General features: G+C 36.6%; 23 protein-coding genes. 10 read left to right on the top strand and 13 right to left on the bottom strand.

What is annotated here, in order from left to right; all coding sequences use genetic code 11:
• Window positions 1-1,275 (bottom strand): acetyl-CoA C-acetyltransferase, encoded by a 1,275-nt coding sequence (locus tag BMS_RS06535; protein ID WP_014244017.1) that lies wholly within the window; start codon window positions 1,273-1,275, stop codon window positions 1-3.
• A 66-nt stretch (window positions 1,276-1,341) separates the two neighbouring features.
• Here BMS_RS06535 and BMS_RS06530 point away from each other — a divergent pair, with 66 nt between their 5' ends.
• Both BMS_RS06530 and BMS_RS17600 read left to right on the top strand, forming a co-directional pair.
• Window positions 1,342-2,595: a sensor histidine kinase gene (locus tag BMS_RS06530; protein ID WP_014244016.1), complete on the top strand. Its 1,254-nt coding sequence runs from the start codon at window positions 1,342-1,344 to the stop codon at window positions 2,593-2,595.
• Between the two features lie 72 nt (window positions 2,596-2,667).
• On the top strand, window positions 2,668-2,814 hold the full coding sequence (locus BMS_RS17600; protein WP_157868252.1) for a hypothetical protein: 147 nt from the start codon (window positions 2,668-2,670) through the stop codon (window positions 2,812-2,814).
• Here BMS_RS17600 and BMS_RS06525 read toward each other — a convergent pair.
• Window positions 2,804-3,487: a glycerophosphodiester phosphodiesterase gene (locus tag BMS_RS06525; RefSeq protein ID WP_052590602.1), complete on the bottom strand. Its 684-nt coding sequence runs from the start codon at window positions 3,485-3,487 to the stop codon at window positions 2,804-2,806. The two genes, BMS_RS17600 and BMS_RS06525, sit on opposite strands and share 11 nt — an antisense overlap.
• A gap of 101 nt (window positions 3,488-3,588) precedes the next feature.
• On the opposite strand from BMS_RS06525, the gene BMS_RS06520 reads away from it, so the two are divergent.
• Complete coding sequence (locus BMS_RS06520; protein WP_014244014.1) at window positions 3,589-4,320, top strand: MipA/OmpV family protein; 732 nt, start codon at window positions 3,589-3,591, stop codon at window positions 4,318-4,320.
• On the opposite strand, the gene BMS_RS06515 is transcribed toward BMS_RS06520, so the two are convergent.
• Complete coding sequence (locus tag BMS_RS06515) at window positions 4,317-5,675, bottom strand: response regulator (protein ID WP_014244013.1); 1,359 nt, start codon at window positions 5,673-5,675, stop codon at window positions 4,317-4,319. The two genes, BMS_RS06520 and BMS_RS06515, sit on opposite strands and share 4 nt — an antisense overlap.
• Window positions 5,676-5,747: 72 nt before the next feature.
• Here BMS_RS06515 and BMS_RS06510 point away from each other — a divergent pair, with 72 nt between their 5' ends.
• Window positions 5,748-6,797, top strand: coding sequence for a DUF2914 domain-containing protein (locus tag BMS_RS06510; protein WP_014244012.1), 1,050 nt, complete (start codon window positions 5,748-5,750; stop codon window positions 6,795-6,797).
• 125 nt (window positions 6,798-6,922) lie between these two features.
• Complete coding sequence (locus tag BMS_RS06505) at window positions 6,923-7,294, top strand: hypothetical protein (RefSeq protein ID WP_044557362.1); 372 nt, start codon at window positions 6,923-6,925, stop codon at window positions 7,292-7,294.
• Between the two features lies 1 nt (window position 7,295).
• On the opposite strand, the gene BMS_RS06500 is transcribed toward BMS_RS06505, so the two are convergent.
• From BMS_RS06500 to BMS_RS06490, 3 genes are read right to left on the bottom strand one after another with little or no spacing between them, the layout of a single operon-like run.
• Complete coding sequence (locus tag BMS_RS06500; RefSeq protein WP_014244010.1) at window positions 7,296-8,105, bottom strand: hypothetical protein; 810 nt, start codon at window positions 8,103-8,105, stop codon at window positions 7,296-7,298.
• The gene (locus BMS_RS06495) at window positions 8,102-8,812 is read right to left on the bottom strand and encodes an ABC transporter ATP-binding protein (protein WP_014244009.1); all 711 of its coding nucleotides are present in this window, start codon (window positions 8,810-8,812) and stop codon (window positions 8,102-8,104) included. Before BMS_RS06495 ends, BMS_RS06500 begins: the two co-directional genes overlap by 4 nt.
• Complete coding sequence (locus tag BMS_RS06490) at window positions 8,809-9,201, bottom strand: acyl-CoA thioesterase (protein WP_014244008.1); 393 nt, start codon at window positions 9,199-9,201, stop codon at window positions 8,809-8,811. Before BMS_RS06490 ends, BMS_RS06495 begins: the two co-directional genes overlap by 4 nt.
• Window positions 9,202-9,337: 136 nt before the next feature.
• Between BMS_RS06490 and BMS_RS06485 the strand changes: the two genes are divergently transcribed.
• The 3 genes from BMS_RS06485 (at window position 9,338) to BMS_RS06475 (ending at window position 14,088) form a co-directional block, all read left to right on the top strand.
• Window positions 9,338-12,412, top strand: coding sequence for a DEAD/DEAH box helicase (locus tag BMS_RS06485; protein ID WP_162137846.1), 3,075 nt, complete (start codon window positions 9,338-9,340; stop codon window positions 12,410-12,412).
• Between the two features lie 66 nt (window positions 12,413-12,478).
• Entirely contained in the window at window positions 12,479-13,225 is a 747-nt protein-coding gene (locus BMS_RS16845) for a MotA/TolQ/ExbB proton channel family protein (protein ID WP_014244006.1), read from the top strand.
• A complete protein-coding gene (locus tag BMS_RS06475) occupies window positions 13,225-14,088 on the top strand; it encodes a vWA domain-containing protein (RefSeq protein ID WP_014244005.1) in 864 nt (287 codons plus the stop codon). Before BMS_RS16845 ends, BMS_RS06475 begins: the two co-directional genes overlap by 1 nt.
• Here the strand turns inward: BMS_RS06475 and BMS_RS06470 are convergent.
• Genes BMS_RS06470 through BMS_RS06445 form a run of 6 tightly spaced genes read right to left on the bottom strand, consistent with a single transcriptional unit; the run spans window position 14,085 to window position 21,581 of the window.
• On the bottom strand, window positions 14,085-16,589 hold the full coding sequence (locus BMS_RS06470) for an ABC transporter permease (protein WP_014244004.1): 2,505 nt from the start codon (window positions 16,587-16,589) through the stop codon (window positions 14,085-14,087). The genes BMS_RS06475 and BMS_RS06470 overlap by 4 nt on opposite strands.
• Complete coding sequence (locus BMS_RS06465) at window positions 16,589-17,260, bottom strand: ABC transporter ATP-binding protein (protein ID WP_014244003.1); 672 nt, start codon at window positions 17,258-17,260, stop codon at window positions 16,589-16,591. The genes BMS_RS06470 and BMS_RS06465 overlap by 1 nt, the downstream gene beginning before the upstream one ends.
• A complete protein-coding gene (locus tag BMS_RS06460) occupies window positions 17,257-17,856 on the bottom strand; it encodes an arylesterase (RefSeq protein WP_014244002.1) in 600 nt (199 codons plus the stop codon). Before BMS_RS06460 ends, BMS_RS06465 begins: the two co-directional genes overlap by 4 nt.
• On the bottom strand, window positions 17,849-19,768 hold the full coding sequence (locus BMS_RS06455) for a transglutaminase family protein (RefSeq protein ID WP_044557360.1): 1,920 nt from the start codon (window positions 19,766-19,768) through the stop codon (window positions 17,849-17,851). Before BMS_RS06455 ends, BMS_RS06460 begins: the two co-directional genes overlap by 8 nt.
• Window positions 19,761-20,651, bottom strand: a complete 891-nt coding sequence (locus BMS_RS06450) for a DUF58 domain-containing protein (protein ID WP_014244000.1) — start codon at window positions 20,649-20,651, stop codon at window positions 19,761-19,763. Before BMS_RS06450 ends, BMS_RS06455 begins: the two co-directional genes overlap by 8 nt.
• The gene (locus BMS_RS06445; RefSeq protein ID WP_044557359.1) at window positions 20,652-21,581 is read right to left on the bottom strand and encodes an AAA family ATPase; all 930 of its coding nucleotides are present in this window, start codon (window positions 21,579-21,581) and stop codon (window positions 20,652-20,654) included. It lies immediately after the preceding gene.
• Between the two features lie 235 nt (window positions 21,582-21,816).
• Between BMS_RS06445 and BMS_RS06440 the strand changes: the two genes are divergently transcribed.
• The gene (locus BMS_RS06440; RefSeq protein ID WP_014243998.1) at window positions 21,817-22,863 is read left to right on the top strand and encodes a lytic transglycosylase domain-containing protein; all 1,047 of its coding nucleotides are present in this window, start codon (window positions 21,817-21,819) and stop codon (window positions 22,861-22,863) included.
• A gap of 3 nt (window positions 22,864-22,866) precedes the next feature.
• Window positions 22,867-23,604, top strand: coding sequence for a PilZ domain-containing protein (locus tag BMS_RS06435; protein ID WP_014243997.1), 738 nt, complete (start codon window positions 22,867-22,869; stop codon window positions 23,602-23,604).
• Here BMS_RS06435 and BMS_RS06430 read toward each other — a convergent pair.
• Window positions 23,588-25,876, bottom strand: coding sequence for an efflux RND transporter permease subunit (locus BMS_RS06430; RefSeq protein WP_014243996.1), 2,289 nt, complete (start codon window positions 25,874-25,876; stop codon window positions 23,588-23,590). The genes BMS_RS06435 and BMS_RS06430 overlap by 17 nt on opposite strands.
• Window positions 25,877-25,913: the final 37 nt, after the last annotated feature.

Genomic DNA, 25,913 nt, shown 5'->3' with positions numbered 1-25,913 from the left:
CTATTTTTCTAATATAGCTGTAACACCCATTCCACCAGCAGTACAAATAGAGATTAATCCTCTACCACTACCTTTTTCATTTAACATCTTGGCCAGCGAAGTAACTATTCTTGTTCCTGTCGCAGCGAATGGATGACCGAGGGCAACGCTTCCACCTTTAACATTAAGCTTACTTCTATCAATACTACCAAGAGCTTTTTCTAGACCGAGCTTTTCTTTACAAAAATTCTCGTCTTCCCACGCTTTTAAAGTACATAGAACTTGCGCTGAAAATGCTTCGTGAATCTCATAGAAATCAAAATCTTGTAATGTTAAATCTGCTCTTTCCAACATCTTTGGAACGGCATAGGCCGGCGCCATCAAAAGTCCTTCCTCATTAATATAATCAACAGCTGCAGACTGCGAATATGTAAGGTAGGCCATAACATCTAATTTATTTTTCATTGCATATTCTTCACTACAAAGAAAAACACAAGAGGCTCCATCAGAAAGTGGAGAACTATTTCCAGCTGTAAGTGTGCCTTTACTACTCTTATCAAAAGCTGTTCTAAGTTTATTCAACTTATCGAGAGACGTATCTCCTCTCACAATATTATCTTTCTTCACCCCTGCACACGATGTAATAAGATCATCAAAGAAACCTTGCTGATAAGCTGCTTCAGCTTTTTGGTGTGACTCAAGCGCTAGTTGGTCTTGCTCAAAGCGAGAGATATTCCAAGTTTTCGCCATATCCTCACAACTCTCCCCCATAGACTTACCTGTTCTCGCCTCTTTCACCGCTGGAAGCTTTGGTAGTAACTCTTTAGGAGAAAATCCCTTTAAAACAGATAGCTTCTGACCTAGGGTCTTTGCTCCATTCAATCTCAATAGTCTGTCTGAAAACTTTTTTGAAAACTCAATTGGAACATCACTATTAGTATCTACACCTCCGGCAATTGCACAGTCTATATGACCTAATGCAATCTTATTCCCTACAAGAATAGCCGCTTCAAGCGATGTACCACATGCCATTTGAACATCAAAAGTTGGAGTCGCAAAAGAGAGACCACTCTCAATTGCGCACTCTCTTGCTAGAGAGAAGTCAGCAGCATGCTTAGAAACAGCTCCGAGAGAAAGCTCACCAACGGCCTTTCCCTCTAAGTTAAGTTTACTAACAAGTCCTTTAAGCGCAGTGCTCATCAGTTCTTTATTAGACATCCCCATATACTTAGATCCTGATCTACAAAATGGAATTCTAGTTCCATCAATAATACATACCTTTTTAATCTCTGACATTTTAACCTCTCATAATACTCAATTATATTTTTTTAATAAATTCTAAATAAATTCCGATAATAATCTATGCAAGAAAAATCAATAGACAGTATTCGAGAATATGCTTGGAAGCGTAGAGCAACAATCTTAGGGCTTAGTACGGCTTCTGTTGTTCTTCTCTTAAGGTTTCTATCTGAGTTGATATTTTCTACACATTTCGACAAATCAAATTATATCATTATTTGCACAACTATAGTTTTAATTTGCCAATTAATTTATGTAAAAAAAACTAGATTCTACGAAACATCACTTTTCTATACTCTACTTTTTGCTTTTATCTTCATTTACGCTAGAGCAAGTATGACAGGGGGACTAACCTCTCCAACCATGGCCTGGTATCCAGTTGTTCCCATCATCTCCTCTTTTCTCCTACCAAGAAGTAAGACCATTATCATAGGAATATGCTCCGTTATATTTATCGTATTCACATCTCAGTTCTCTTTAGTTCATGACTTAAATCTTCCAGCGACTCCTCTACAGGATTACTCAAGAGTACTCGTGTATATATCTGTGACTTTTATATGTACTGTCTTCTGCTTATTTCACGAAGATCAGCGAAAGAAAATGAGAGTAAAACTAGAAGAACAGAGATTAAGTATTTTAAGCTCAGCTAGAAATACAGAACTTGGAGAGCTTGCGGCCGGTATTGCCCATGAAATTAATAATCCTCTAGCTGTTATAAAAGTAAAATCAAAGAAGATAAAAGCTTTGAACTCAGAAAATAAAGAGGTTCTTGACTCTATTGAGAAGATCTCGGCCATGGCCGAAAGAATTAATAAGATTGTTAAATCCATGAAAAACCTCTCTAAGAATCAAGTGAACCAAGAGAAAAGTAACAAAGAAAATTTTGAATATATTTTTGAAAATGTATTAACTCTATGTGAAACAAAAATGAAGTATTCAAATATCCAGTTTCAGCTAATTAATAATGTTAAGAATTTAGATAAGTATAGAATCCCCATCCAGCTTGGCCACGTTCTCTTAAATATAATCAACAATGCCTATGATGCGGTATTAATTGAAGAAACAAAGTGGATAAAGATCTTTATTAATACTGTAGATGAATTGCTTGAAATCAAAATAAGCAATAGCGGAAAGCTCATTGATGAAGATAAGAGAGAGAAAATATTCAACCCCTTCTACTCTGATAAAGATAATAGAACCGGACTAGGTTTAAGTATTAGTAAGAATAACCTCTCGACTCTTGGTGGTGAATTGAAGCTTCTTTCTGATACAGAATTTACGACCTTTAGCATCACTCTCCCGTTAAAGGAGCACTAAATAATTAAATTCAAATAAAGCTCTAATTCATTCCAAAAAATACTTAGGTATAACTAAAGGAAGGAGATGAATATGAGTTTATTTATTGATTTATATTTGTGTATCGTTGAAAGGGTCACTGACCTATTGCTCTACTTAGACAATCGAGATGAAGAACTAAACCTCTTAGTTGATAACGATGAAATAGGGATCTTTCAGCTAGATCCCTCTATAGAGTAACTTTAGAAGGAAAGTCTGTTCCAATGTAGTCAACGCCCATTTGAGTGTAGGCACTTAGGTCCTCTTTCTTATTCACGTTCCAAACTGTTACTTTATAATTATGGTGGTGGCAAAGCTCAACCAATGCTTGATCAACAGTTGCCACAGAAATAGAAATACCATCAGCTCGTGCATTCTCAATCATATTCACAGCATTTACAGGCAGGCCATAGACAAGACACGCCGTCCTTATTTTAGCATCAATCTCTTTAACTTTCTTAACGATTCTATGGTTAAAAGATTTTACAATCACTTTATGATGAATCTCTCTCTCTTGAATAAGCTTAACAAGTAACTTCTCACATCCACTTGACTTCACTTCGATAAAGAGAGTGAAAGAATACTGATCTAATAAATCGACTACTTCCTCTAAAAAAGGAATTTTCTCACCGTTTCCAGCATCTAAAGCGCGAAGTTGCTCACTATCCATCTTAGCGACGGCTCCACTTGCGTTAGTTGTTCTATCGACAGTATCATCGTGAATAACAACTAATCTATTATCAGCACTTAGATGAATGTCTATTTCAATGGCCTTAAGACCTAAATTAAGAGCGTAAGTTATACCGTCTATTGTATTTTCAGGCCTTTCACCCTTCGCTCCTCTATGGCCAAGCATTAATGTATCAGTATACAAGTTCATCTCCTTAAGTAATTTTTCCTTATACTACATAAGAATTATTCAAAAGGGAAACCATGCCCCTTGCAGTTCAATTAAAATAATCAGATAATAATAAAATGAAAATTTTAACAATCCTCATCCTACTCCTTACCTCTAACACAATATACTCAAACGAAGGCAAGGGCTACTCCTTCTCCCTAGGTGGAGGCGTTATTTACAAGCAAAATATCAGGGATGATAATCAGTACGATAAAGCAGATAAGAATTCGATTGTTACACCAATCCCAATGGCCCAGCTCTCAATTGGACCAGTTAGTATTTCTGGACCAAATGTAAAAGTGAAGTTACCAGGAACGACATTCATCTCTCCCTATATAGGTATTGGAAGAGATGGAGAAAGGTACTACGGACCAGGAATGGAGTGGAGAAAAGACTCATGGTTTGCAGAAGTTGGGGCAAATATACTGATGTTTAAACTCTCTTACTCTAGAGATGTTCAAGGAAGATCTCACGGCGAGATAATGGATATCTCCTACAATGGTCGTCTCTTCCTTGGTAAAGTAATTTTAAATTATACATTCTCTCATACTTTTTATGACAAAGAATTTACCAATTACTACTACGGGGTTCGCGCCAATGAAGTCACAAGTGATAGACCCTACTACGCACCAAAGTCGAGTGGAACAAATAGTGTGGCCATTAGTCCAATTTGGCTTATATCAAAGAATGTAAGTTGGTTTAACTCTGTTAAGGCAACATTCTTAGGTAGTAAAATTAAAGATTCTCCTACTGTCGCTAGAGATTGGTATCTAACTGCGATTTCTGGTATTACCTATAAATTTGACTAAGTGATAGAGAGCTTATTTAAGATATCGACAATCTTCTTATAGCTTGGAAGCTTAAACTCTTCATAGAGAGAGTGAAAGATTGCTTTTCTATTAATCAGATCCTCTAGGTCATTAGAGCTGTAGTTTAAAATATAAGAAACATACTTTTCAACGACGATAAAAGCTATTGCCATTGGTGAAATACTAGCAGAGTAATTCTCAACGAATCCTACTCCTGTAGTCGTTCCATGATGTTGCTTAATGAGAATATCTGCTCCAACAGGTGTCTTAGGAAAGGACTGGACTAGATTTGAGGCCATATTGGCGTGGTTGAGAACAAGGTCCCCAGCCTCGAGATCAAGATTCTTAACTTCATCATTGGAGAAAACTTTGAGGTGGGATTCACTCTTTAAGTAGATATCATGGAAGAAGCTAACAAAGGTTAGTTTTTCTAGTTGCAGGTTGAGCTGATCCCCAACTCCCCACTCCATTAAAGGGGCAATCTCCCTACAGACGGCGCAGATAAGATAATTTCTCTTATAAGCATAGCTTCCTTTATTTTCTAATATATCTTTAATTAAAGAAGAGACTTCACTATGTCCCTCTATAGATTTGGCCATAACAGCAATCGCCAAATTTGAAAGGCGTACCGTGTGCTCAGTTACACCCACAGCATCTATTAAATTCTGACTAATGCTGTAAGTATCGGAATTAATCTCATGAACACCTTTGCCACTCTTAGCACTCTTTACAATTTTCTCAAGTGATTGCTGTAAGAGTTGGTTTAAGAGTTGATTGTGATCATCTTTCTTAATGTAGAAGTTTTGAACATTATTATCTTCATACTTTTGTACAGCAGCCTTATCGATTGTATCGCCTTTATTAATTCTCTTAATAAATTTCTCTTGAGTCTTAGTCTCTAGCTTTATGTAAATGTCACAAGAAGTTGACTCCATCAAATAGAAGTTTTGAATGGCCAATGGAACATAATCAGGAAGCTTCAGCTGACGAAGCTGCTCAGGAGTTATTTTTAGTAACTTAATGATAAGTCTTTTTAGCTCTTCTATTCTAAAGCGATCTGGCAGAACTTCGAAATTTCCAGAAGGAAATTCAAAATCCCCAAGAACAACGACAGGGATTTTAGAGTGAATATCATAGAGATGATTCATGATGATATTTGCCATTTCGACTTTCTCATCATCAACTTTATATTGATTGCGTACAATAATAAGGTCTGGCCTTTCGTGAGCAATTAGCTCCTTCGCATCAAAGGCCATAAATGTACTTAAAATTTTGGCATCAAAGTCAGTGCTTAACGCATTTCCTAGCAGGGATAATACCCTTTCGTCTGACTCAATAAGTAGTAATTTTAACATATTGCTATTATAGTATATTTCTTTACCTAGAAATATTCATTTTACCTAAATTATTATAATACAATAAGATTTATGAATTTTATCACTAAGAGCAAAGAAATCCATCAAAAATACCCCAACCTCCTCGTAGCTATTTTCTTCTCGGGCGGTTTTCTCTTTGATATTTTCACCCTAGGACAAGTCGATGAGTTGGCCAATTTCTTTGGTCATACGATCTACATCATTCTCCTAATCACCAGTTTTCTTCACCTAGAAAGAAAGTATGACTACCAATGGCTCAATAAATTCGCTCTCTACCAAAAGGATATCTTCCACTTCTTTGCGGGTAGTTTACTTAGTGGTTTCGCAATATTCTTTTTTAAAAGTAGCTCGCTATCCGTATCTGGTCTTTTCATCCTTCTTATTCTTGCCCTACTCATGGCCAACGAATCCCCTAAGTTGCAATCAACAGGGCCAGTAATAAAACTTATTCTCTTACAATTTTGCCTGAGCGCTTTCTTTATTATTTATATTCCAGTGATAGTTGGGCTCATGGGTGTCACCATTTTTTTGATTACTCTCGTTCTCTCGGCCATTACTCTACCTATCATTCTCACAAGGCTAAAACACCAAGCCGTTCTAGAGTCAAAGATCATTGCCGTGGCCATGAGTTTTATTCTTTTAATGGGATATATAACAAATTTGATCCCGCCTGTTCCTCTTAGTGTGAAGAAGATAGGTGTCTACCACAATATAGAAAAGAGCGAAGGTGTTTATAAACTCTATAAGGAGAAGTCTTTTCTCGACTACTTTGGGCTCGAGGGACACTCATTTAAATACAAAGAAGGCGATAAGGTTTTCGTCTTTGCTAGAATCTTTGCTCCTAAAGGATTTAAAGAGAATTTATATATTCAGTGGGAGAAGTGGGATAAGACTTGGAAGATTAGTGATAAAATACCCCTCTCTATTAAAGGGGGAAATCTCTGGGGATACAGAGCTTTTACTTATAAGAAGAACTACTCAGATGGTCTATGGAGAGCGAGAGTCATGAGCTCTGATAAGAGAGAGGTCGCAAGAGTGGAATTCTCAATCTCCCCTTCTAAAATCCAAGAAAGAGAGTGGAATATTATCACAGAAGAATAGGGCCAAAAAGTCCACAGTCTCAACATGCACCAACGCGCAACGCGTCTACTAGCTAAATTCACATTCTTTAAAATGGCATACTATTTGCTTTTATTTACTGAACCTTATTTTAAATTGAGTTAATAGTGCCAAAAAGTTTTTTACCTTTCTTCTTTCTCTCGCTCTTCGTGCTAATCACTAGCGCCCAGGCGGCCATAAAAGAAAATTTCCACATTCAAGCAAAGCTTGAACAGGCCAATATTCCAATTACTAAGAGTTTTTCAATTAGGGCAAAATCCATTAATCAAGTACGCATAAAGAAGACAGCAAATATAGAAGTGAAGGAAGTTTATATAGAGCTTTCAGACGGGACTTTTATTAAATTAGATGTCAAAAAACTAAAGGCCGGAGATAATGAGAAATGGCCCTTAGTTAAAAAGCATATCAAGACGATTACCTTCACTGCTCTTACGACCTCTAAGGGCGACAATCAATTAGAGTTTATCCTTACCAGATAATCTATATATCTCTCCTTGAAAATATAAACGCCAAAAGCGCAAAGAGAAGAATATAAGTTACACCGTAGTGGGCGTAGAAGGTAAAAAAGTTAACTCCTATATCACTTCCACCCAAGAACGATTTCGCATACGAGTCCATAATTTGAACTCTAGGAAAGAAGAAATAGAAGATGAGTCTAATCACTTTAAAAATAGAGAGATTAGCAAATAGCTCTTGTCCACCAGAACTCATAAAGCTCGTATTTACGGAGGATAAGAATACTCTAAATATAAAGAGAAAAATAAATGCGTACATTTTTGGCATATATAAAGAGGATAATGCCGCTAGTGTGGCCAGTGTAAGCATATTTGCACTCATAGAAATTATTGCGACAAATAATCCTCCAAACTCAAGCGTACCAGGTGTGTAAAGAGAGAAGAGAACAATAGAGTAAATAATAGATATGATGAAGAGAACTAAGGAAATAATCCAAGCTCCAAGAATTCTAGATATTAGATACTCCACCCTTCTAATTGGAAAGGACAAGATTTGAGAAATAGATGATGACGCAAAATCAGAGCTCACACAATTAAGTCCTAAGAGAATAGACGTTATTGAGGAGATACTTGAGAGCCCAAGAAAAATGATGAAGAAACCCTCTCCACCGATAGATCCACCACTTATATTAAAATTTGTATTAATAAAGTCTAAGAGAATTTTGATTAAAGTAATCACAATAAATGTAAAGATGAAGATAAAAGTAATGGCCTTACTTCTGAACTCCTTATTTATTGTATTTTCCGTCAGCGTTCTTATTATCTGGAAATTCATTTTACATCCTTAATTAACTTATAAAAGTATTCTTCTAATTCTTCTCCAGCAAGAATCTCTTCAATCTTACCTTGAACTAGAATTTCTCCCTTATTCAACACTGCCATTGAGTCACATATCTTCTCCATTTCAGAAAGGATATGAGAGTTTATGAAAATAGCTTTATCTTCTTCTTTGGCTAAACTCGCAATAATATCTTTAAGGTCTTTTATTCCAAGTGGGTCTAAACCTGAAAAAGGTTCATCCAAAATAATTAACTTACTATCCGACACTAAGAGCGTTGCTATTCCAGTTCTTTGAAGCTGCCCTTTGGATATTTTATTTAACTTACTATCTGAAATATCACTAATCCCCACTCTACTAATAGCGCTTTGGACTTTCTGGTGAAGATCATCTCCCTTTAATCCATGCATTTGACCAAAGAACTTCACACAATCATAAACACTATAGTAATTGTGAAAAGAAAACTTCTCTGGAAGGTAAGAGACACCAACACGACTTGAAGAATCACTAACCGATTTATCAAATAAAGAGAGCTCACCACCTGAGAGTGAAACGAGTCCCAAAAGCGACTTCACAAAAGTTGTCTTACCTGCTCCGTTAGGCCCAAGCAGCGCAAAGACTTCTCCTTTAGAGACTTCAAGACTTACATTATTAAGTGCTACATGCTTGCCATATTTCTTTGTTATATTCTTAGCTGAAATCATTTCTCTGCTGCTCCGTCCACAGGTGTAGGCTTACCTGACTTGTCGATTCTCACATAAGTAAATTGACCCTCAGTCACTTTTACTCTTTCATTCTTGTAACGCTTTACTACAAAAACTTCGATCTTAATTCTTAGGGAGGTATTCCCCTTCTTAATTAATTCTGAATAACAGCAAACAATGTCACCAACATGGACAGGGGAATGAAAAACCATAGAGTCAACAGCAACTGTAACGACTCTCCCTCCACAATGTCTCATTGCGTAAATACTTCCAGCGATATCCATTTGCGACATTAACCAACCACCGAAAATATCTCCATTTGGGTTTGTATCTGCTGGCATGGCCAGGGTTCTGAGGGAGAGCTCTCCCATAGGTGTATCATTTGACATATAATCCTCATCTTTAATATTGAGACAGTTTCTAATATATATGGTATCAAATCTTGTGGATTTTTCTAATAAATGTGCCTATTACTTTAACAATAATCAAAAAAAATCTGGAGAATCACTTCTCAGTAAAAAATTGGTGCGCATTTTCCACTCAAGTTCCAATGAATTAAAAGCATACACTCTAACTGATACAATTCATAATATTGAATTAGAGTGGATTCAGTTAAAATCATATAAGGCGATCAAGGCCAAGTGCGACTGTAGAGAGTTTCAATTTAGCGCAAGTTGCTCTCACCTCTGGGCCATAATAAAAAGTGCTGACTCCGAGCAATTTCCAGATGCAGTACAATCTCTTGAAAAAGTTGACTTCATTACTCCGACACCAGCGCCACCTGTTGACTCCTCCCCAAAATCCAATGCACTACTCAAGCTAGAAAATGCATTTGAGCAACAAAAGAAGGAGTACGAGGCCAAATTCAATATTGAAGAAACACATGAAAAAGAATTGAGCTTTAAAATATTTGAAAACTATCCAATGCAAGACAATGCTCTTAGAGTAGATTTACAAATAGATAAGAAACTCATTCACCTCAACGACAAGTTAATTAAATCTCTAAGCGAAAGAGATAGAGGCCTAGTCGAAATTTTTAGACGAATGTCCAGTGTTCAATCTAAATCTTATTGGCAGAGAAGAAATATCAAAAGTAAGAATACATTCTTTGAAATTCCAAGTGAAAGTATTCCATTCCTCTTACCTCTTATTTCTCAGTGTGGACTAGTAAATTCTAAGAATGAAGTAATCACCTATCAAGAAAGAGAAACTCTAGTTGCACATGGAAAATTAGAAGATAGTGATGAGTGGAAATTCACACCCTTCTTCAAATTAGGTGATAGAGTCATTGAGATCAGTGAAGTTTATTGCATAAGAAATATTGAATTGGCCCTCTTGGATCGATCAATATATAGAGTTGACTATAGAGGGCTTAGGCCACTCTTTGAACAATTTCTAAATGAGAAGACAAGCTTTAAAAAAGATGAAGTTCCAAAGAAAGAGTTAAAGAACTTTATAAAAAAGTACCCTAGTCTAGCTGTAGTAGAAATTCCAAAGAGCGTGAAAATAGACAAGGTCTTAGTCTCGCCTATTATTAGGATGAACTTAGATATTTCAAGTGGTCCAATTGGAACAGTCATTTGGGCGCAAATTATTAGTACCTATGAAAATGATTGGCACTCTCCCCTAAGCCCTATTCCGCTCACGCAAGACGATCAAAGAGTTCTACGAGTAAAGGATAGTAATAAAGAATTAGAACTACTAAACTTCTTAGCACAAACACTAGACTTAAACCTAGAGACGAAGGACTTTAGTAGAAAGATTGAAATCAAAGTAGATGACTTCAATGAGAAGATATCACTATTAATAAATAATGAAATAGAGGTCTTTGCCAAGAACAAGAGAGTTTCTGTACCAAAGAGTATGGGAATTTCTATAGAGAGTGACGATGATTGGTTTGAAGTGAAATCAAACCTTGAGTATGAAGGTGAAAGTTTTCATACACCAAAGATTTTAGCAATGGCCAAAGACTCACAAGCACTCATTCCTCTAAAGAATGGAGAGCTAGGACTAGCTCCTGTAGAGTGGCTTCGAAAACATCTAAGACTTGAGTATATGAGTTATATGAAAGATGAAAAAGTCATTATGGCGGCAGATCACCTACTCTATCTAGATCTGCTTTTCGAAGAAAAACAATTAAAGACTAGGCCGCCTAGCTATAGCCAATTACTCCAAAAACTCAAAAATGCTAAAGAAGCCCCTGAGTTAAGTATTCCTAAAACTTTTAATGGGAAGCTAAGAGATTATCAGTACGAAGGTGTAAAGTGGCTTAACTTTATAGATGAGCTCTCTCTTGGAGGCTGTCTAGCGGACGAAATGGGATTAGGAAAGACTGTTCAGATTCTCTGTCACCTCGCTATTTTAAAAGAGAAAAAGAGAACGAAGCATCTTATTATTGTTCCAAAGTCTTTAATACATAATTGGAAGAAAGAGGCGAAGAAGTTTTGTCCGCACTTAAAGACAAGAGTCTATGAAGGTGCGAGAAAAGATCGTGTTGATATTCTTGAGGAAGACTTTGATATTCTCTTTTGCACTTATGGCATCACTCGTAATGATTATGAAACTTTAAAGGAAGTCTATTTCGACACCATTATTTTAGATGAGGCCCAACATATAAAGAATGAAAACTCTCTCATCTCAAAAAGTGTTTTACTTCTCCAATCTAGAAGTAAGTTCATTGTTACGGGAACCCCTATAGAGAATAATCTTAGTGAATTATTTACGCTATTTAGATTTCTCTCACCAAAAGTCTTCAATCAACAAAAGATATCCAAAGAAAATCTTACTGATGGTAACGAGAGTGTTGTTGAGAATATACTCAAAGGGCTACGACCCCTCATCTTGAGAAGAATGAAGGTTGATGTATTGAAAGATCTTCCTCCAAAGAACGAATCTGTACTGGCAGTAGAGTTATCCCCTGAACAGAATGAAATTTATAATGAATTAAAAGAACACTATCGCTCGAAGTTGATGGATAAAGTACAAAAGGTCGGTATCAAGAAGAGTAAGGTTCACATATTAGAGGCATTGCTTCGACTGAGACAGGCCGCATGTCACCCAGGACTTATTAATCCTTTATACCTAGATAGTGAAAGTGCCAAATTAGAAATACTTGTTGAAAAACTTAAAGTCATTGCTAAGTCCGGTGAAAAGGCCCTCGTATTTAGTCAATTTACTCAATTCTTAAAAATTGTTCAAAATAGATTAAAAGCAGAGGGAATTGAATTCTCCTACCTAGATGGGCAAACCAGAAATAGAGAAGAAGTTATTGATGAATTTAAAGAAGTTCCCGACAAAACTGCTTTTCTAATATCTCTAAAAGCTGGTGGCTTTGGACTCAATCTCACACAAGCAAAGTATTGCTTCCTTCTAGATCCATGGTGGAATCCAGCTGTAGAGGGACAGGCCATCGATAGAATTCACAGAATTGGGCAAAAGAGCGAAGTCTACGCCATTAAACTTCTAAGTGAAGGCACTGTTGAAGAAAAGATAATAGAAATGCAAAAGAGAAAGAAGAAGCTGGTAGACAACCTCTTCTTTGGAGACTCCACGGTACTGAAAGATATAGACTCAAGTGACCTTGTCTTTCTATTCTCATAATTTCCCCCTTTGTCCGACAAACTTTCTAGATTAAAATAATACTATATTCACGACAGTAAGGAATTTATGAAGATAAATGAAAAGTTAGCAGACTTCTTTAAGGCCGCAATTATTTCAATCAGTATTACTTTTATCATGGCAATTGGCTTTCACTTTGTTAGTGAAGGAATACTTAGACGCTTCTTCATATTATTTGGAGGAGACTTCTTAGGTGGTGGATATATTCAATGCCTTACCTTTACTGCTTTTTTCTGGGCCTTCTTCGAAATCAAGCATCAACTTAAAATAATTCTAGGTGAAAATAAGGCCTTTAAGAGTAAAATTCTCCCTACTGAAGAAAAACACCTAATCATTCCCTCTGAAATAAGTGAACTGCACTTAAAAGTATCCTCACTCAATAAGAAAAAGAATAGCTTACTCTACAAGATGATTATTAAGGCATGTTTAAAATTTAGAGCAACAAAATCAATTCCAGAAATGATAGAGATCATTAGTATCCAAACTGATATCAATAAAGAACTTTCTGAATCAGATCAATCTAATATACGTTATCTAACTTGGGTTATCCCATCAATCGGGTTTGTGGGAACTGTACTAGGAATCTCACAAGCACTCATGATCGCAAATAGTGGGGATATGGAAGTCATCACGGCAACCCTAGGTGTTGCCTTCGACACAACACTTGTGAGTCTCTTACTAAGTATTATTATCATGTGGTACTACCATGCCCTTCTAAGAGAGAACGATCTTCTACACGCAAAGATTAAAGATTATGTCATTGAGAATTTAATTAATAGAATTGAGATTGAATAATGTCTTCAAGAAGAGAAGTTAACGCATTTAATATATCCTTTCTTGATCTACTTTCTGGCGCACTAGGTGCGGTGATCATCCTCTTTGTTGCTGTCCCTAAAGGTGGACAAGAAGTAAAAAAGAAAGAGCCAATCACAGTGGAGAAAAAGTTAAAAGAAAAGAATGCTGCTCTTCAAGCTCAAGTGAACGCCTTAAAGGCAGAGCTTAAAAAGAATGAGGTCAAGATACCGATAAAGGCGCAAACGCCAATAGAAACTCCTCCAGTAAAGAAGGAAGTTGTCACCGAAGCTGTTCAGACAAAAGGTATACTTGACGTAGATGTAGGATTTAAATTTAAAGGAAAGAATATTGTATTCTTAATCGATGTATCAGGTTCAATGAAAACCTTAGATAAGATGGGGCAAGTTAAGGCGGGCCTAAAAATGCTCATCACCTCTATGCCAAGCGATTATCAAATAGATGTCATACACTTTCCAGGCAAACGTGGGGCAAGGTATTACTCTCTATGGAGCTATACTCAGAAACTAGGAGAGCGCCAGAAGAAAGATGTCTACAGATTCCTAAATAGATTAAACCCCAAAGGAGCAACTCCCACACGTAGTGCTCTAAAATATGCCCTAACAAAGTATCCAGACTTAACAGATGTGGTTTTACTCTCAGATGGAGCCCCAACCAAGATGAACTCAAGTGAATATGACGATATAAAAGATATACTTTCAGAAGTTAAGAAAGATAATTTTAAGAATATCCAAATCAATACAATTGGAGTTGGTGCGGCCTTCTCTCTACAATCCACCACACCGGCATCAGTCTTTTTAAAAGAGTTAGCAAAGCAGTCTGGTGGTTTTTTCTACGGATTCTAATTCACTTCACCAAATACTTCAGCAGCATTTCTCTTAAGCATTGATCTGGTAGCGAGGTAAGTAATCACTAAACTGATAAAGCTCACACCTATAATTGGCATAATTGCAATTGGTAAGCTAAATACAAAGCTAGACTTAAAAGCAACTTTAGAAACAATTGCACCTAAAATAACACAGAGAAGGCTCCCTATAATCGAAGAGCTTAATGCGATAATTGAAGTTTCAAGTAAGACAACTTTTAAAATCATTCTATCATTGAGACCTAAGATCTTAAGTAAGTTTAAATCCTTAAGCCTAATAATGAGCTGATGGCTAATTAATGAATAGAGCACTAGCAATCCAACAATAAAGACAAGTAAAGTCATTGAAGTTAAAATCAAAACCATACTTTCCATTATATTGGTGACTCTATCAATGGCCCTCGTAATATCGACCACTGATACATTTGGAAATTTTTCAAATAACTTTTGAGAAATATCACCCACACTATCTTTGTTAACTTTCACTGCGGAGACAAAAGTCTTAGGGGCGTCCTCAAGCACTCCTTTTTGAAATTGAATAAAGAAATTCGGTCTAAAAGAAGTCCACTTAACTTCTCTTAGTCCCACAATTTTAGTGGCCAAAGGAATTCCAAATATCTCAAACTCTAAGGTATCGCCAATATCGACACCTAGCCTACTTGCATATCTATGCTCTAGAGTGATCTCAGCAAACTCGCTCTTCTCTAAGTCATAGACTCCCTCTGTGAGCCTACCTGCGGTAAGGGTTTCTGAAATATCAAGACCTTCTCTATAACTCAGATTAACTCCACGATTTCTCATGCGAATAGCGCGCTCTTGCTCTCTTGTCATTGACTCTTCAACTGATGACTGAATTCTCTCCCCCTTAATCTTTGAGAGTCGAGAGCGAATCATAGGTGCCATAACAAGAACTTCACTCTCTTCATTTGCGACAAAGAAAGAATTCAAGTTCTCAACTTGCTCTGGCTGAATGTCAAAGAGAAAAAGTGCCGGCCCATCTCCTCTGAGAGGCCCTTCTAATTCAGTTAGAAGTACGTTTCTAAGAGTTGGGATGAGTGTAATCATTGTGGTAGAGATCATTAAACTCGCAATTATAAATAGTGAAGAAACTCTATATCGAGTTAAAAATCCCCATGCCAGTTTTCTTGAGAGACTTCCTCTTTGTGAGAGTCCTCTGAGTCTCTTTAAAATAAAATTCCCAATTAAAAATAGAAGCCCTAGTGATAGAAAGAGAAAAGAGGCGAATATACTTCCAATAATTACAGAGTGCCCTATAACAATAGAGATAATATAGAAGAAGATTATCCAAGGAAGATAAATATACCAACGACTCCCCTGACCTTCACCCTCGTCATCGAAAGAGAATAAGAATTTGAAATCAATATTGAGGTAAGGAAGTATTAAGGCCACTCCAATGAGCATAGGACTTAAGATCCCCACTATTAGAGGGATAAGAATAGAGGCAAATGTATAAGTAAGCTGTAAATTATATCCCAACTGCTCATTAAATAATTTAATAATAAGAGGAAGAATCACAGGACCAAATGAAATAGCGATTAGGGAGCTAATTAAACTCAGAACAAAGAGTTGTCCAATAAGAACAAAGAAAACAGTACTCTTCTTTAGCCCAAGAAATTGAAAAATGGCGATCTCTTTTCTTCTCTTATAGAGAAAACTTCTAAAGAGATACATCATGGCCATTGAGGCAAGGAAGAGACCACTTAAGCTAACGAGACCTAAGAAATCGTTTATATAATTAAGGATTCGACTCACTTGCTGAGAAGATTTCTCTGGAGTCACTATGCGCGCACTAGAATCATTAATAGCAAGACTAATTGCCTTTAACTTCTCTTTTGTAATTTTCTCTTTTACTTTAAATAGATATTTATTGCTGTAAGTACTTCCCTCTTTAATGAGTTCTGCTCGTTCGAGACCCTTAAAAGTGATATAGACTCTCGGAGCAATTCCTCCCATTTGGAAGCTCTGTGCTCCATCATCAATAACAAAGCCAGCGACTTTAAACGTCGTTTCACCTACAATAAGCTCATCCCCTAAAGAGATATTCAGCTGCCTCTTTAGCTCTGGATAAATATAGGCTTCATGGTCATTTTTAAATTCGAGAAAACTTCCATCTTCTAAGACAATATTTCCATAGAATGGATACTTATCTTCTATCACCCTAATAGATGCAAGACGTGATTGCTCTGAATAGCCTGCCATAGAAAAGAGACGAATACTTCGAGTAAGATCTTCAACTTTTATAACGTCACTAACCTTACTAATATCAACATCAAGTCTAGAGCTGATGGATAAATCTCCACCTAGAATTGTTTTAGATCTTGAATTTAATTCATCAGAAAATGAAGATTTGAAACTTTGAATGGCCACTAGGCCTATAAGTCCAATTGCAAGGTTTAAAATAAAAATAAGTGAAAACTTAGGAGAGCTTTTTAATTCTCTAAAAATCAGTCTAAAAACCATTAGAGATTGCCTTCCTTCAATACTCCTTGAGAGAGAACAAGTGTGCGCTTACATCTCTTAGCTAGCTGCATCTCATGAGTAACTAAAATAAGTCCCATATCCTCTTTCTCAACCAGATCAAAGAGAAGATTCATAATGCTTACACCTGTTTCTTCATCCAAGCTTCCACTCGGCTCATCGGCCAGAATTAACTTAGGACGATTACTCATGGCCCTAGCAATAGCAACCCTCTGCTTTTCTCCACCACTTAGTTGATTTGGAAAGTGAAGGGCCCTCTCTTTTAATCCTACGCTCTCAAGTAGACTGAGCGCTTTCTCTCTAGCGTTTTCGTCCCCTGCAATCTCTAGAGGTAGCATAGTGTTCTCAAGAGCATTTAAATGCTCTATTAAATGAAATTGTTGAAAGACAACACCAATAGAGCTTGCTCTTAATGCCGTCATCTCCTGCTGAGAATACTTAGTGATATCTCTATCTTCGAAGTGGATCTGACCACCATCGACACTTTCAATTCCACAGAGGATTGAGAGCAATGTAGATTTACCACTGCCAGACTTTCCTACTACCGCAAGTGTATCTTTACTATCTAAGCTTAAGCTCGCCCCTTTTAAAACATCAATTTGATTGGGACCCTGAGTGAAACTCTTTGTTATATTCTGACAATTTAAAATCATTTTAAAAACCTAAAGTATGGAAGTAAGTTCTCGGCCATTTTCTTATGACCTAGTTCATTGGGATGAATACCATCGGAGAGGTTGAGCTCTTTCTTGGCCGCCACTCCATCTAAGAGAAAAGGGATTAAATCAATCTTCATCTCCTCTTTAAGAGCGGTAAACATATTTCTAAATTTCTTTGTATAGTCTGGTCCATAATTGGGAGGCATATACATTCCAGCTAAGATAACTTTCATATTCTTATCTTTTGCTAGTTTGATAATGGCCTTTAAATTTTCCTTAGATGAATCTAATTTAATTCCTCTTAGTCCGTCATTTGCTCCCAAGGCCAAAACTAAAACCTCGGGCTTAGATCTTAGAAACCACTTGAGCCTAGATAAACCACTGGCAGTAGTAGACCCAGAAACACTACCGTTAATAACTTCGATATCTTTCTTATGCTTTTCTTTGAGAAGGCTTTTTAAAATCATTGGATAAGCACTTTCTTTGGCCACTCCATAACCCTCGGTCAGAGAATCTCCGATAAAGAGAACTTTTGTCTTAGAAAATGCAGAATAAGAAAATAAAATTGATAGAATTAAAAGTAATTTAGCCATAGATTAAAATTCTAAAGGCCCTTAAAAAGAAAGACAACTCTTTTAGCAGTGACTCACCGCGATCATACCTTAGACTTTGATGGAATAAGAGTAAGTCCCTTAAGTGATCTGATCTTCCCTCAATAGACTTCATAAGTTGTGCTTCACTTAGAACACTGAATTCATGCCAATTCATTCTCTCATACTTAAGAATACAGAAGTAGAGTAAAACGCTTTGCAATTTTACCCTAAATCTAAAAATTAAATAAAAGAGAGAAAATAATAGAATATAAGGCAAATAGAATGCAATTGATGAATCTCTATACTTGTACCTTAAAAGACCACGAAAGAGTTCTCTCTGGGCCTCTAAATCATAATTAAAGAATAGTGTTCCCGATTGATAGTAGATATTTTGTAAATATTGACGCCAGTCGGAGAGCACACCTGAACGAGAGGAGATAAAGTCTTCAATATTTGTAGAGTTACCTCTAAACCTTTCGTATTCAAAGTAAGCATCAGCACCATAGGCAATACGCTCGGGAGAAATAACACTAACGGCATCAAAGCGAGTCCAGATACCCGATTCGTCTAAATACTCAATCCAGGTATGGGCATCTTTATTTGTAATAATATAGAAGTCCCCTACATCATTGTATAACCCTCCCTGATATCCCACAACCACTCGAGCTGGAATATCAAAGAGACGAAATAGTGTAGCACTTGCAGACGCGTAGTGACCACAGAAGCCAACTCTTCGGCTAAAGAGAAATTCATCTAATGCACTCTCTCCCGTATAGACACCAGGGGCCGTGGAATAGAGAAAATTCTTTCTAAAAAAGTCCTTTAGAAAAAGTGCGACTTCAGTTGGTTTTCCTTTAAGTTTCTCATTCTCTTTAATAAAGTTTTGAACTTTGGAACTCTTAGGAATATCAACCTGTAAATATGTTTGCTTATAATTTTTCGATAATTTGGCAGCAACCTTTGGACCAAGCCAACCTTTAAATTTAGATTTCTGATTAAGAAGAGGTGTAGAGAAATAAAGATTTCCCTTTCTACTAATAACAGAGCCCGCAGAAGTTAATGAAACCTTTCTTGTCTTCTCAAGGGTATAAAGTGGACCACTCGCCAAAGTGTCATATGTTACAAAGTAGTCAAACTTCTTATATATCGTTTCCGTATTTCTTCTTTCAGGAAGAGGTGTTTTAGACCAGTCAAAATTATTATTCTTAGCGAGTATTTGTCCTCTCCAATACATATCAAGTCTTTTAAAGCGCTTCGTAAACTTAACGTGAAAAACAACTGAAGGGTCTTTAATAATTTCTGAAATATCACCAGGCTTAAGCTCCTCGCTAAAGCCAGTGGTAGCAGTTGTCGTAGAGAGAAGAAATCCTCCAAAATTAAACCTAGGAAAAACAAGAAAGAGAATGATAACAATGGGAGCACCATAGAGAGAATACTTTAATATCTTCTTAACCCCTTTCCTATAATGGGCCTCTCCAATTGAGAGTTGAGAGAGGATATAAATATTTGAAAAGGAAATGACTAAGCTTATAAAGATAATGAAGAGGTAGTAGAAATCTTCAACTAATAAACTCAGTGAAATTATATGTAAAAATTGAATGAGAACCAAAGAGTAGATATCTCGCTTCGTCTTGAGTTCAAATACCTTGAGTATGACCAGTGTTGAAAAGAGAATACTTGCTGGCTCAAATCCTCTCCATGTTCCGTATTCTTTATAAATAAGGAAAATAGATACTAAGAGAAATGGCATCCTTAACCAGAGAAGAGATTTAAATTTTAATTTCTTATATAAGAGAATCGTTAAAATAATTGAACTATAAAGCCCTATACTCATCCATGAGAAGTATGGAAGAAAGAAGATCATCAAGAAGATATAGAAAATAAGTGAAATCTTTGTGAATATCTTACTCAACTCGTCCCCCAAATTGACTAAGGACTCTTAAACACTTATTTAAATGTCCAAGATTTCTACCTCTAGAGACAACCTCATTATCACAAATTAAAATTGAATCTCTATTAGACTCAAAGGCGTCCAATACATCATTCACTACAATTCCTAATTTCTCTAAATTATCTGAGCTAGACATTTTTATAGTTTTGACTTTTGAACTTGTGCCAGAGAAATTCTTAGTTAAGAGACCTCTCCCTCTTGCGTAGGCCTTCCAATCAATATGCTTCCAATAATCATTGTCTCTAAACCTTCTATGATCTAGAAATTCATCATTAGACTCAGGGTTTAAATCTAAGCTCTCTTCTTCACTTGCAACATATTCAGACTCATAGCTAGATGACTTATCCCTCACTCTTTTTGGATAAACGATCGCCTCTTTATTTGGCATGATATACTTCCAAGCGTAGAAAAGACCCAACGGGTAAGTGGAGCTAATCCTAACTCTCCAAAGAGAGAAAACACCACATCGACTTGGATTTACCATGGCCCTTAGTTTTAAGTTCTTCTCACCAACCGAGCTCACTTTCGTAGCTCCTCTCTTTCCAACCTTCGTTTCAATATTCTTATATTCACCAACCTCTTTAGAAGAGACTTCAAAGAGAATTGAAGAATCTACTCCCAACTCTACGTACTCATCCTTAAAAGAAAAGGACTTCAATCTAGAGATAGAATTATTAGTATAAAAGGCACAAACAATAATAATTGCAACAATGAAAAAAGTTATAAAGTATGAAAATGGATGACCAAATGTAATGGCAATAATAAAAACGAGGAAAGCTACAAAACCAAGAGCGAGGCCAAACTTAGTGGGGAGAATATAGGTTTTATTCGCTGATAACTTCATTTACCTAATGGCTACATTCTCTAAGGCCTCACGTATCTGATCTTGCGAAGAGGTAAGTCCCATTCTAGAGTTTAATCTATGAGCCAAAACATAAGGTGCAATCGTTTGAACGTCATGGGGAGTAACAAAATCTCTCTTTTCAAAAAAGGCGCACGCTCTAGAGGCAAGTAATAAATCTCTCCCCGCTCTTAGAGAGAGTTTCATACCACTATCTAAGTTCTCTCGGCAGTACTCTAAGAAGTTCAAGACATACTCAATGAGACTTTCTTCAATATGAATTTTTTGAATCATTTTATGAATTGATAAATATTCCTCTAAACTTAGAAATGCATGAAGGCCATTAATTTGATCTCTTATATTGTCTCCTAAGAGAATTTTCTTTTCATACTCTCTTGATGGTAGACCAATTGAGAGACTCATAAAGAATCTATCCAATTGTGATTCAGGCAAGGGGTTTGTTCCAATTTGATCGAGAGGATTCTGAGTGGCCACAACAATGAATGGTTCCTCTAGTTGATATTCACCACCATCTACAGTGATATACCTCTCCTCCATGGCCTGAAGTAATGCACTTTGTGTTTTTGGAGAGGCCCTATTTAATTCATCGCCAAGAACCATTCGACTAAAGATAGGTCCCTTATTAAAAATAAAACTCGCTGTTTGCTTGTCGAAAATCGAAGTCCCTAAGATATCTGATGCAAGAAGATCATTTGTAAACTGAATCCTTGAAAGATTTAATCCAAAAATATGAGATAGTAAGTAAACTAAAGTCGTCTTCCCAACTCCAGGAACGTCCTCAATTAATAGATGCCCTTTCGAGAGCATACTTATAAAGGCGATCTTTAATTGATCTTCTTTGCCGAGAAATATTGAATTACACGTCTCAAAGGCGTGCGAAACCTTATCATTTAAATATGTTGATGCTTTCACAAAATCTCCTATCACTCTATTCTATAGAAGAATTGAAAAGAAGTGTAACTTTTGGCCCAATTTCTAGGCAAAATTTAGCTTCCCCACAAAATAAGCGCCAAGAAATAGTGCCGAATTTCCTCTATAAACCCCTGATAACTCAAAAAACCTTTTTCAAAGTGATTCGCTCAGCTATTTCTGTATAGTGCCTATATGGAAACCTTTTACTTACTAACATCTTAACCAAGGAAGTGGCTTGAAAGTCCTCTACTTTTTCATCTCACTTTTATTTGTAAGCTGCGCCGGTCCCTATCACCCATTTGGATCTTCGTACTCACTCTCTCAATTAGAGCAACAGTATTTCGGTACTTCTATGGAGAAAACATTTTATAAGTCCTCCAACAATATAATTTTCTCTCCCAAGTACCAAGTACTACACGAGAGTCGAAACTTTCAAATTGAAATACAAAGACCAATTAATGCCAAAGAAGATCAAGTTTACTTCTTCTACAATGATAAAGACATTACGAAACAGGTAGAGTCAATCTCAGAAGTATTTAAAACAAAAGATCGAATACTTTATCGCATCGACAACCTAACTTTACCTCCAGTAGAGTCTCATAACTTTAATGTCGTCTATAAAAGTAGCCCTGTCGCAACCCCTATTGGAAAGCACTATCCATTTCCAGACTGCGACATACAAAAAATGCCACTTCTTTCGGCCGCAAAAATTAGAGCAAGATCATCTGTTAAAAGGGCCCTTAAAGAAGTCTCAAATAATATGCATATGAACTCCGCTCTCATGGCCGGACTAATTGCTCAAGAGTCTAGCTTCAACCCAAAGGCCGTAAGCTGGGCCAAGGCGGTTGGACTCACACAAATAACTCCAGTTGCAGAAAGACAATTATTAGAAAATAGAGATTATACCCCCTACCCCAAGTGGGGTCGCCTACCGGCATCAGTTTTAAAGAAGTACATAGAAACGGGAAAAATTAACAAAGATAATGACTGGAAACTCAATCCTAGGGAATCTATTCAAGGGGGCTATGACTACCTTAAATATATTTCAAATTATTGGAAGAGACCCCAGAATGCAGAAGCCCTTCCCTCTGGTCTAAAGGACAATAGCGAAGAGATCACCTCCGTTATACTTGCAAGTTATAATTCTGGCCCTAGCCGAGTGAAGAGGAGTTTACTCAATAAAGGAATCTACTGGCTTGACTCAAGAGAGTTAAAAGAAGCTAGAAAGTATGTCTATAAAGTAAAGAGTTACTGCAGACAATACTCTATCGATAAGGAATAAGGTATGAAGCAAAGACCGAAGTTATTACTCTTTACAAGTTTGGTTTTGATTGGAGTTGTTATTTCAATTCCACTACAAATTATTTTCCAAACACAGGTGACGGCGCTCAATATAGATATTCTTTTAAGTCAGATCACTATTTTTAACTGGTTTGTCATAGCAATGTGCTTAATTACATTATCACTAACCTTTAACGGTCATAAACTACTTGGCCTTGCTATCGTTCCGCTTCTTCTTGCTATTCATATTAATAATTACTTTGTTTTTAAATATGCTCTACACACACAGTGGTATCTTCCTCTCTTTGCATCACTGGGAGCAACAGCGCTGGCACTCCTATTCATTATAAATAAGACAGTGAGATTCACAGTTAAAAATCCAGATAAGAGATGGTGGCTTATACCTAAGCGCTATCAAAAAACACTTCCAATTTGGGTAGTTCTCGATGAAGATCTCTGTGTTCTGGCCCACACCCATGATCTTTCAAAGACAGGTGCCTTCATATCCATGAGTGAAGACTCCAATCACTTCTTGGATAAAGAATTAGAGCTTGGAAAAGAAGTAAAAGTCCTAATTGGAAATAAAGACGACGTAGAATTTCACTGTAAAGCACAAGTTGTCAGAAAGGCACAAGCAACAGGAAGTTATCCACAAGGTATTGGATTACATTTTGAAGATGTTTCCATGATTGAAAAATTTCACCTTGGAAGAATTTTAAATAACCCTACTCTCGGTCTTTAAAACAAAAAATAATAGCAGGCAACAAGAGCAAGTCAGTAACAAGAGCGAGAGAGAGAACTAAAGCGCAAAGAATTCCGAAATTTATGTTCGGAGTTAAGTTCGCAAACATAAACAGTCCAAAACAAGAAACTAAGATTACGGTAGTAACTATTAATGCAAGCCCTGTTGAAGTGAATACCTTAAACATGGAGTCATAGATATTCATTCCGCTTCTACGAAGAAGATTGTAGTGACTTAGAAAATGTATCGTATCATCTACAGCAATCCCAAGAGTCACAGAGGCCACTATTGCACATCCAATATCAATGGGGGTGTCCAAGAGAGTAAGCGCTCCCGCACCAAAAACGATTGGTAATATATTAGGGATGAGACTCAATAGACCTAACTTTAAATCTTTAAAGATAAAGATCATAATAATTGTTATGAGCACGAGGGCCATAGCAATTGATGTAAAGAAAGTGTAGACAACATAACTATTCATTCTATGAAAGAGTATTGGCTTACCTGTCGTTTTGATATTGAGGCCTATCTCTTTAGCCTTCTGTTCATAATCCTCTACGCCCTTTAAAGAATCTTTAGAAGTTTGGAGAGACCACAGCACGGAGAGGCGCAATTTCTGTTGCGAGAGATCCATCCTATTATTTAAATCCATTCCCACCGGAAGTGACATGGTATACATGAAGAGCTCTTGAGCAATTTGATCTTTTCTCTCAGGGATTTTGAAGAATTCTTTCTTTCCACCATTGAGAGATTGATTCATCTCTTTGAGAATATTAATTATACTCACCGATTTATTCACATACTCTTTATCTTCAAGCCAATCTTGAAAAAGCTCTACTTTATACAAGAACTCAGGAGAAGTGATTCCACCAGGCTCACCGGAATCAACAATAAGCTCAGGCCCCCCGACTCCTCCATAGGAATTTAAAACAAAGCGATTTCCCTTCGAAATAGGGTCACTTTCAGAGAAGTAAGTATAGGGGTCAGAGTTGATCTCATTTTGAAGAGCTAAATAAGTAAAAGATCCAGAAATTAAAATGAATAATGTTATTATCCATACTCTCTTCTCACGAACAAAGTTGAGATAACTTCTCACAGCACTCTCGGAAAGAGTTTTAGTGTTTAAGCTTTTCGAGGCGCTATTCTTATTAAAGATTATGAGTAGTGGAATTGTTGTTAAGTACGTATAGGAGAAGGCCAGAAAAGTACCCACTCCCGCTAAGACTCCAAGGTCTGAAACTGGCTTAATATCACTTGAGTAAAGGGAGAAAAAGCCAATCATCGTTGAGAATGTCGTTAGAAATATTGGCCATAAATTCTTTCTTAAAGAGTGAGTACAGGCATGAAAGCAATCACCTTTCTTAGAGAATTCATCGTAGAATGCGGCCATAATATGAACAGAGTCGGCCACCGAAATTGCAATTAAAATTGAGGGTAAAACAAAAGTTAAACTATTAATCGTAAACCCAAAAACACCAATTAGAGCTGTTGTAGATATTAGAGATAGCGTAATAATAATAGTTGGAATCGCTACACCAATCACTGATCTAAAACAAAAGATGAGATAAATAATGACTAGTAACATTAGAAGAGGGGCCATTGTCCCTAAATCATCAAAAGATACTTTCTGAAAACGATCTGAAAGAGGAGGCTGTCCCATATAGTGAAATTTAATACCAGGCTCATTTTCAAATTCCTTAGTAACCTCTTTTAATCCCTCAGTAATTTTAGCGTAATCCGGAGCGACATCAGGGTTATGAGAAATATACGCATAGATAGAAGCACTCTTAGCGTCTTCACTAATATAGTAGCCAGGAATGACTTTGTGCTCTAGAGCAGACACTTTCTTTTCATTAAGATATTGTTGGTCATTTAATTTTTCAGCATACAGAAACTCTTCAGTTAGAATTTCATCCTCAAATGATCTCGTCCAATAAAAGTTAGTTAAAGACTGAACTCTCATCACCTCTGGAACTTTCCACATCTTCTCAGTTAACTTATTTAAAATATCCATGAAGTGCGGATTAAATATATCTTTATCTGACTCGATAATGAGAGTTGCTGCCTCATCATTTCCAAATGTTCTCTCGAATGTCTCTAAAGTTTTAATATTGGGGTCGTGGCTTGCAAACCAAACTTTGGCAGAGAAGTCCATTCTCGTATTTGAAAGAAATGGCAGTCCACTTAAAAATAGAAGAAGTGCAATAACTAGACATCTATAAGGATGAAGTACAGCAAAGTCGACAAGTCTATTTCTTATTTTATTATGCACTTTTTTACTCTATATTTATTAGTAGATGAATCAAGTT

Origin of the sequence: Halobacteriovorax marinus SJ, from assembly GCF_000210915.2 — a bacterium.
GTDB lineage: Bacteria > Bdellovibrionota > Bacteriovoracia > Bacteriovoracales > Bacteriovoracaceae > Halobacteriovorax > Halobacteriovorax marinus.
Note: the sequence above shows the minus strand (reverse complement) of the source record. Positions and strands in the feature narration are given on the sequence as shown.

Coding starts and splice junctions, on each gene's coding strand:
- BMS_RS17600 (WP_157868252.1), top strand. CDS start 2,668: ATGAGTTTATTTATTGATTTATATTTGTGTATCGTTGAAAGGGTCACT.
- BMS_RS06535 (WP_014244017.1), bottom strand. CDS start 1,275: ATGTCAGAGATTAAAAAGGTATGTATTATTGATGGAACTAGAATTCCA.
- BMS_RS06520 (WP_014244014.1), top strand. CDS start 3,589: ATGAAAATTTTAACAATCCTCATCCTACTCCTTACCTCTAACACAATA.
- BMS_RS06510 (WP_014244012.1), top strand. CDS start 5,748: ATGAATTTTATCACTAAGAGCAAAGAAATCCATCAAAAATACCCCAAC.
- BMS_RS06530 (WP_014244016.1), top strand. CDS start 1,342: ATGCAAGAAAAATCAATAGACAGTATTCGAGAATATGCTTGGAAGCGT.
- BMS_RS06450 (WP_014244000.1), bottom strand. CDS start 20,651: ATGAAGTTATCAGCGAATAAAACCTATATTCTCCCCACTAAGTTTGGC.
- BMS_RS16845 (WP_014244006.1), top strand. CDS start 12,479: ATGAAGATAAATGAAAAGTTAGCAGACTTCTTTAAGGCCGCAATTATT.
- BMS_RS06500 (WP_014244010.1), bottom strand. CDS start 8,105: ATGAATTTCCAGATAATAAGAACGCTGACGGAAAATACAATAAATAAG.
- BMS_RS06515 (WP_014244013.1), bottom strand. CDS start 5,675: ATGTTAAAATTACTACTTATTGAGTCAGACGAAAGGGTATTATCCCTG.
- BMS_RS06460 (WP_014244002.1), bottom strand. CDS start 17,856: ATGGCTAAATTACTTTTAATTCTATCAATTTTATTTTCTTATTCTGCA.
- BMS_RS06465 (WP_014244003.1), bottom strand. CDS start 17,260: ATGATTTTAAATTGTCAGAATATAACAAAGAGTTTCACTCAGGGTCCC.
- BMS_RS06470 (WP_014244004.1), bottom strand. CDS start 16,589: ATGGTTTTTAGACTGATTTTTAGAGAATTAAAAAGCTCTCCTAAGTTT.
- BMS_RS06435 (WP_014243997.1), top strand. CDS start 22,867: ATGAAGCAAAGACCGAAGTTATTACTCTTTACAAGTTTGGTTTTGATT.
- BMS_RS06495 (WP_014244009.1), bottom strand. CDS start 8,812: ATGATTTCAGCTAAGAATATAACAAAGAAATATGGCAAGCATGTAGCA.
- BMS_RS06475 (WP_014244005.1), top strand. CDS start 13,225: ATGTCTTCAAGAAGAGAAGTTAACGCATTTAATATATCCTTTCTTGAT.
- BMS_RS06490 (WP_014244008.1), bottom strand. CDS start 9,201: ATGTCAAATGATACACCTATGGGAGAGCTCTCCCTCAGAACCCTGGCC.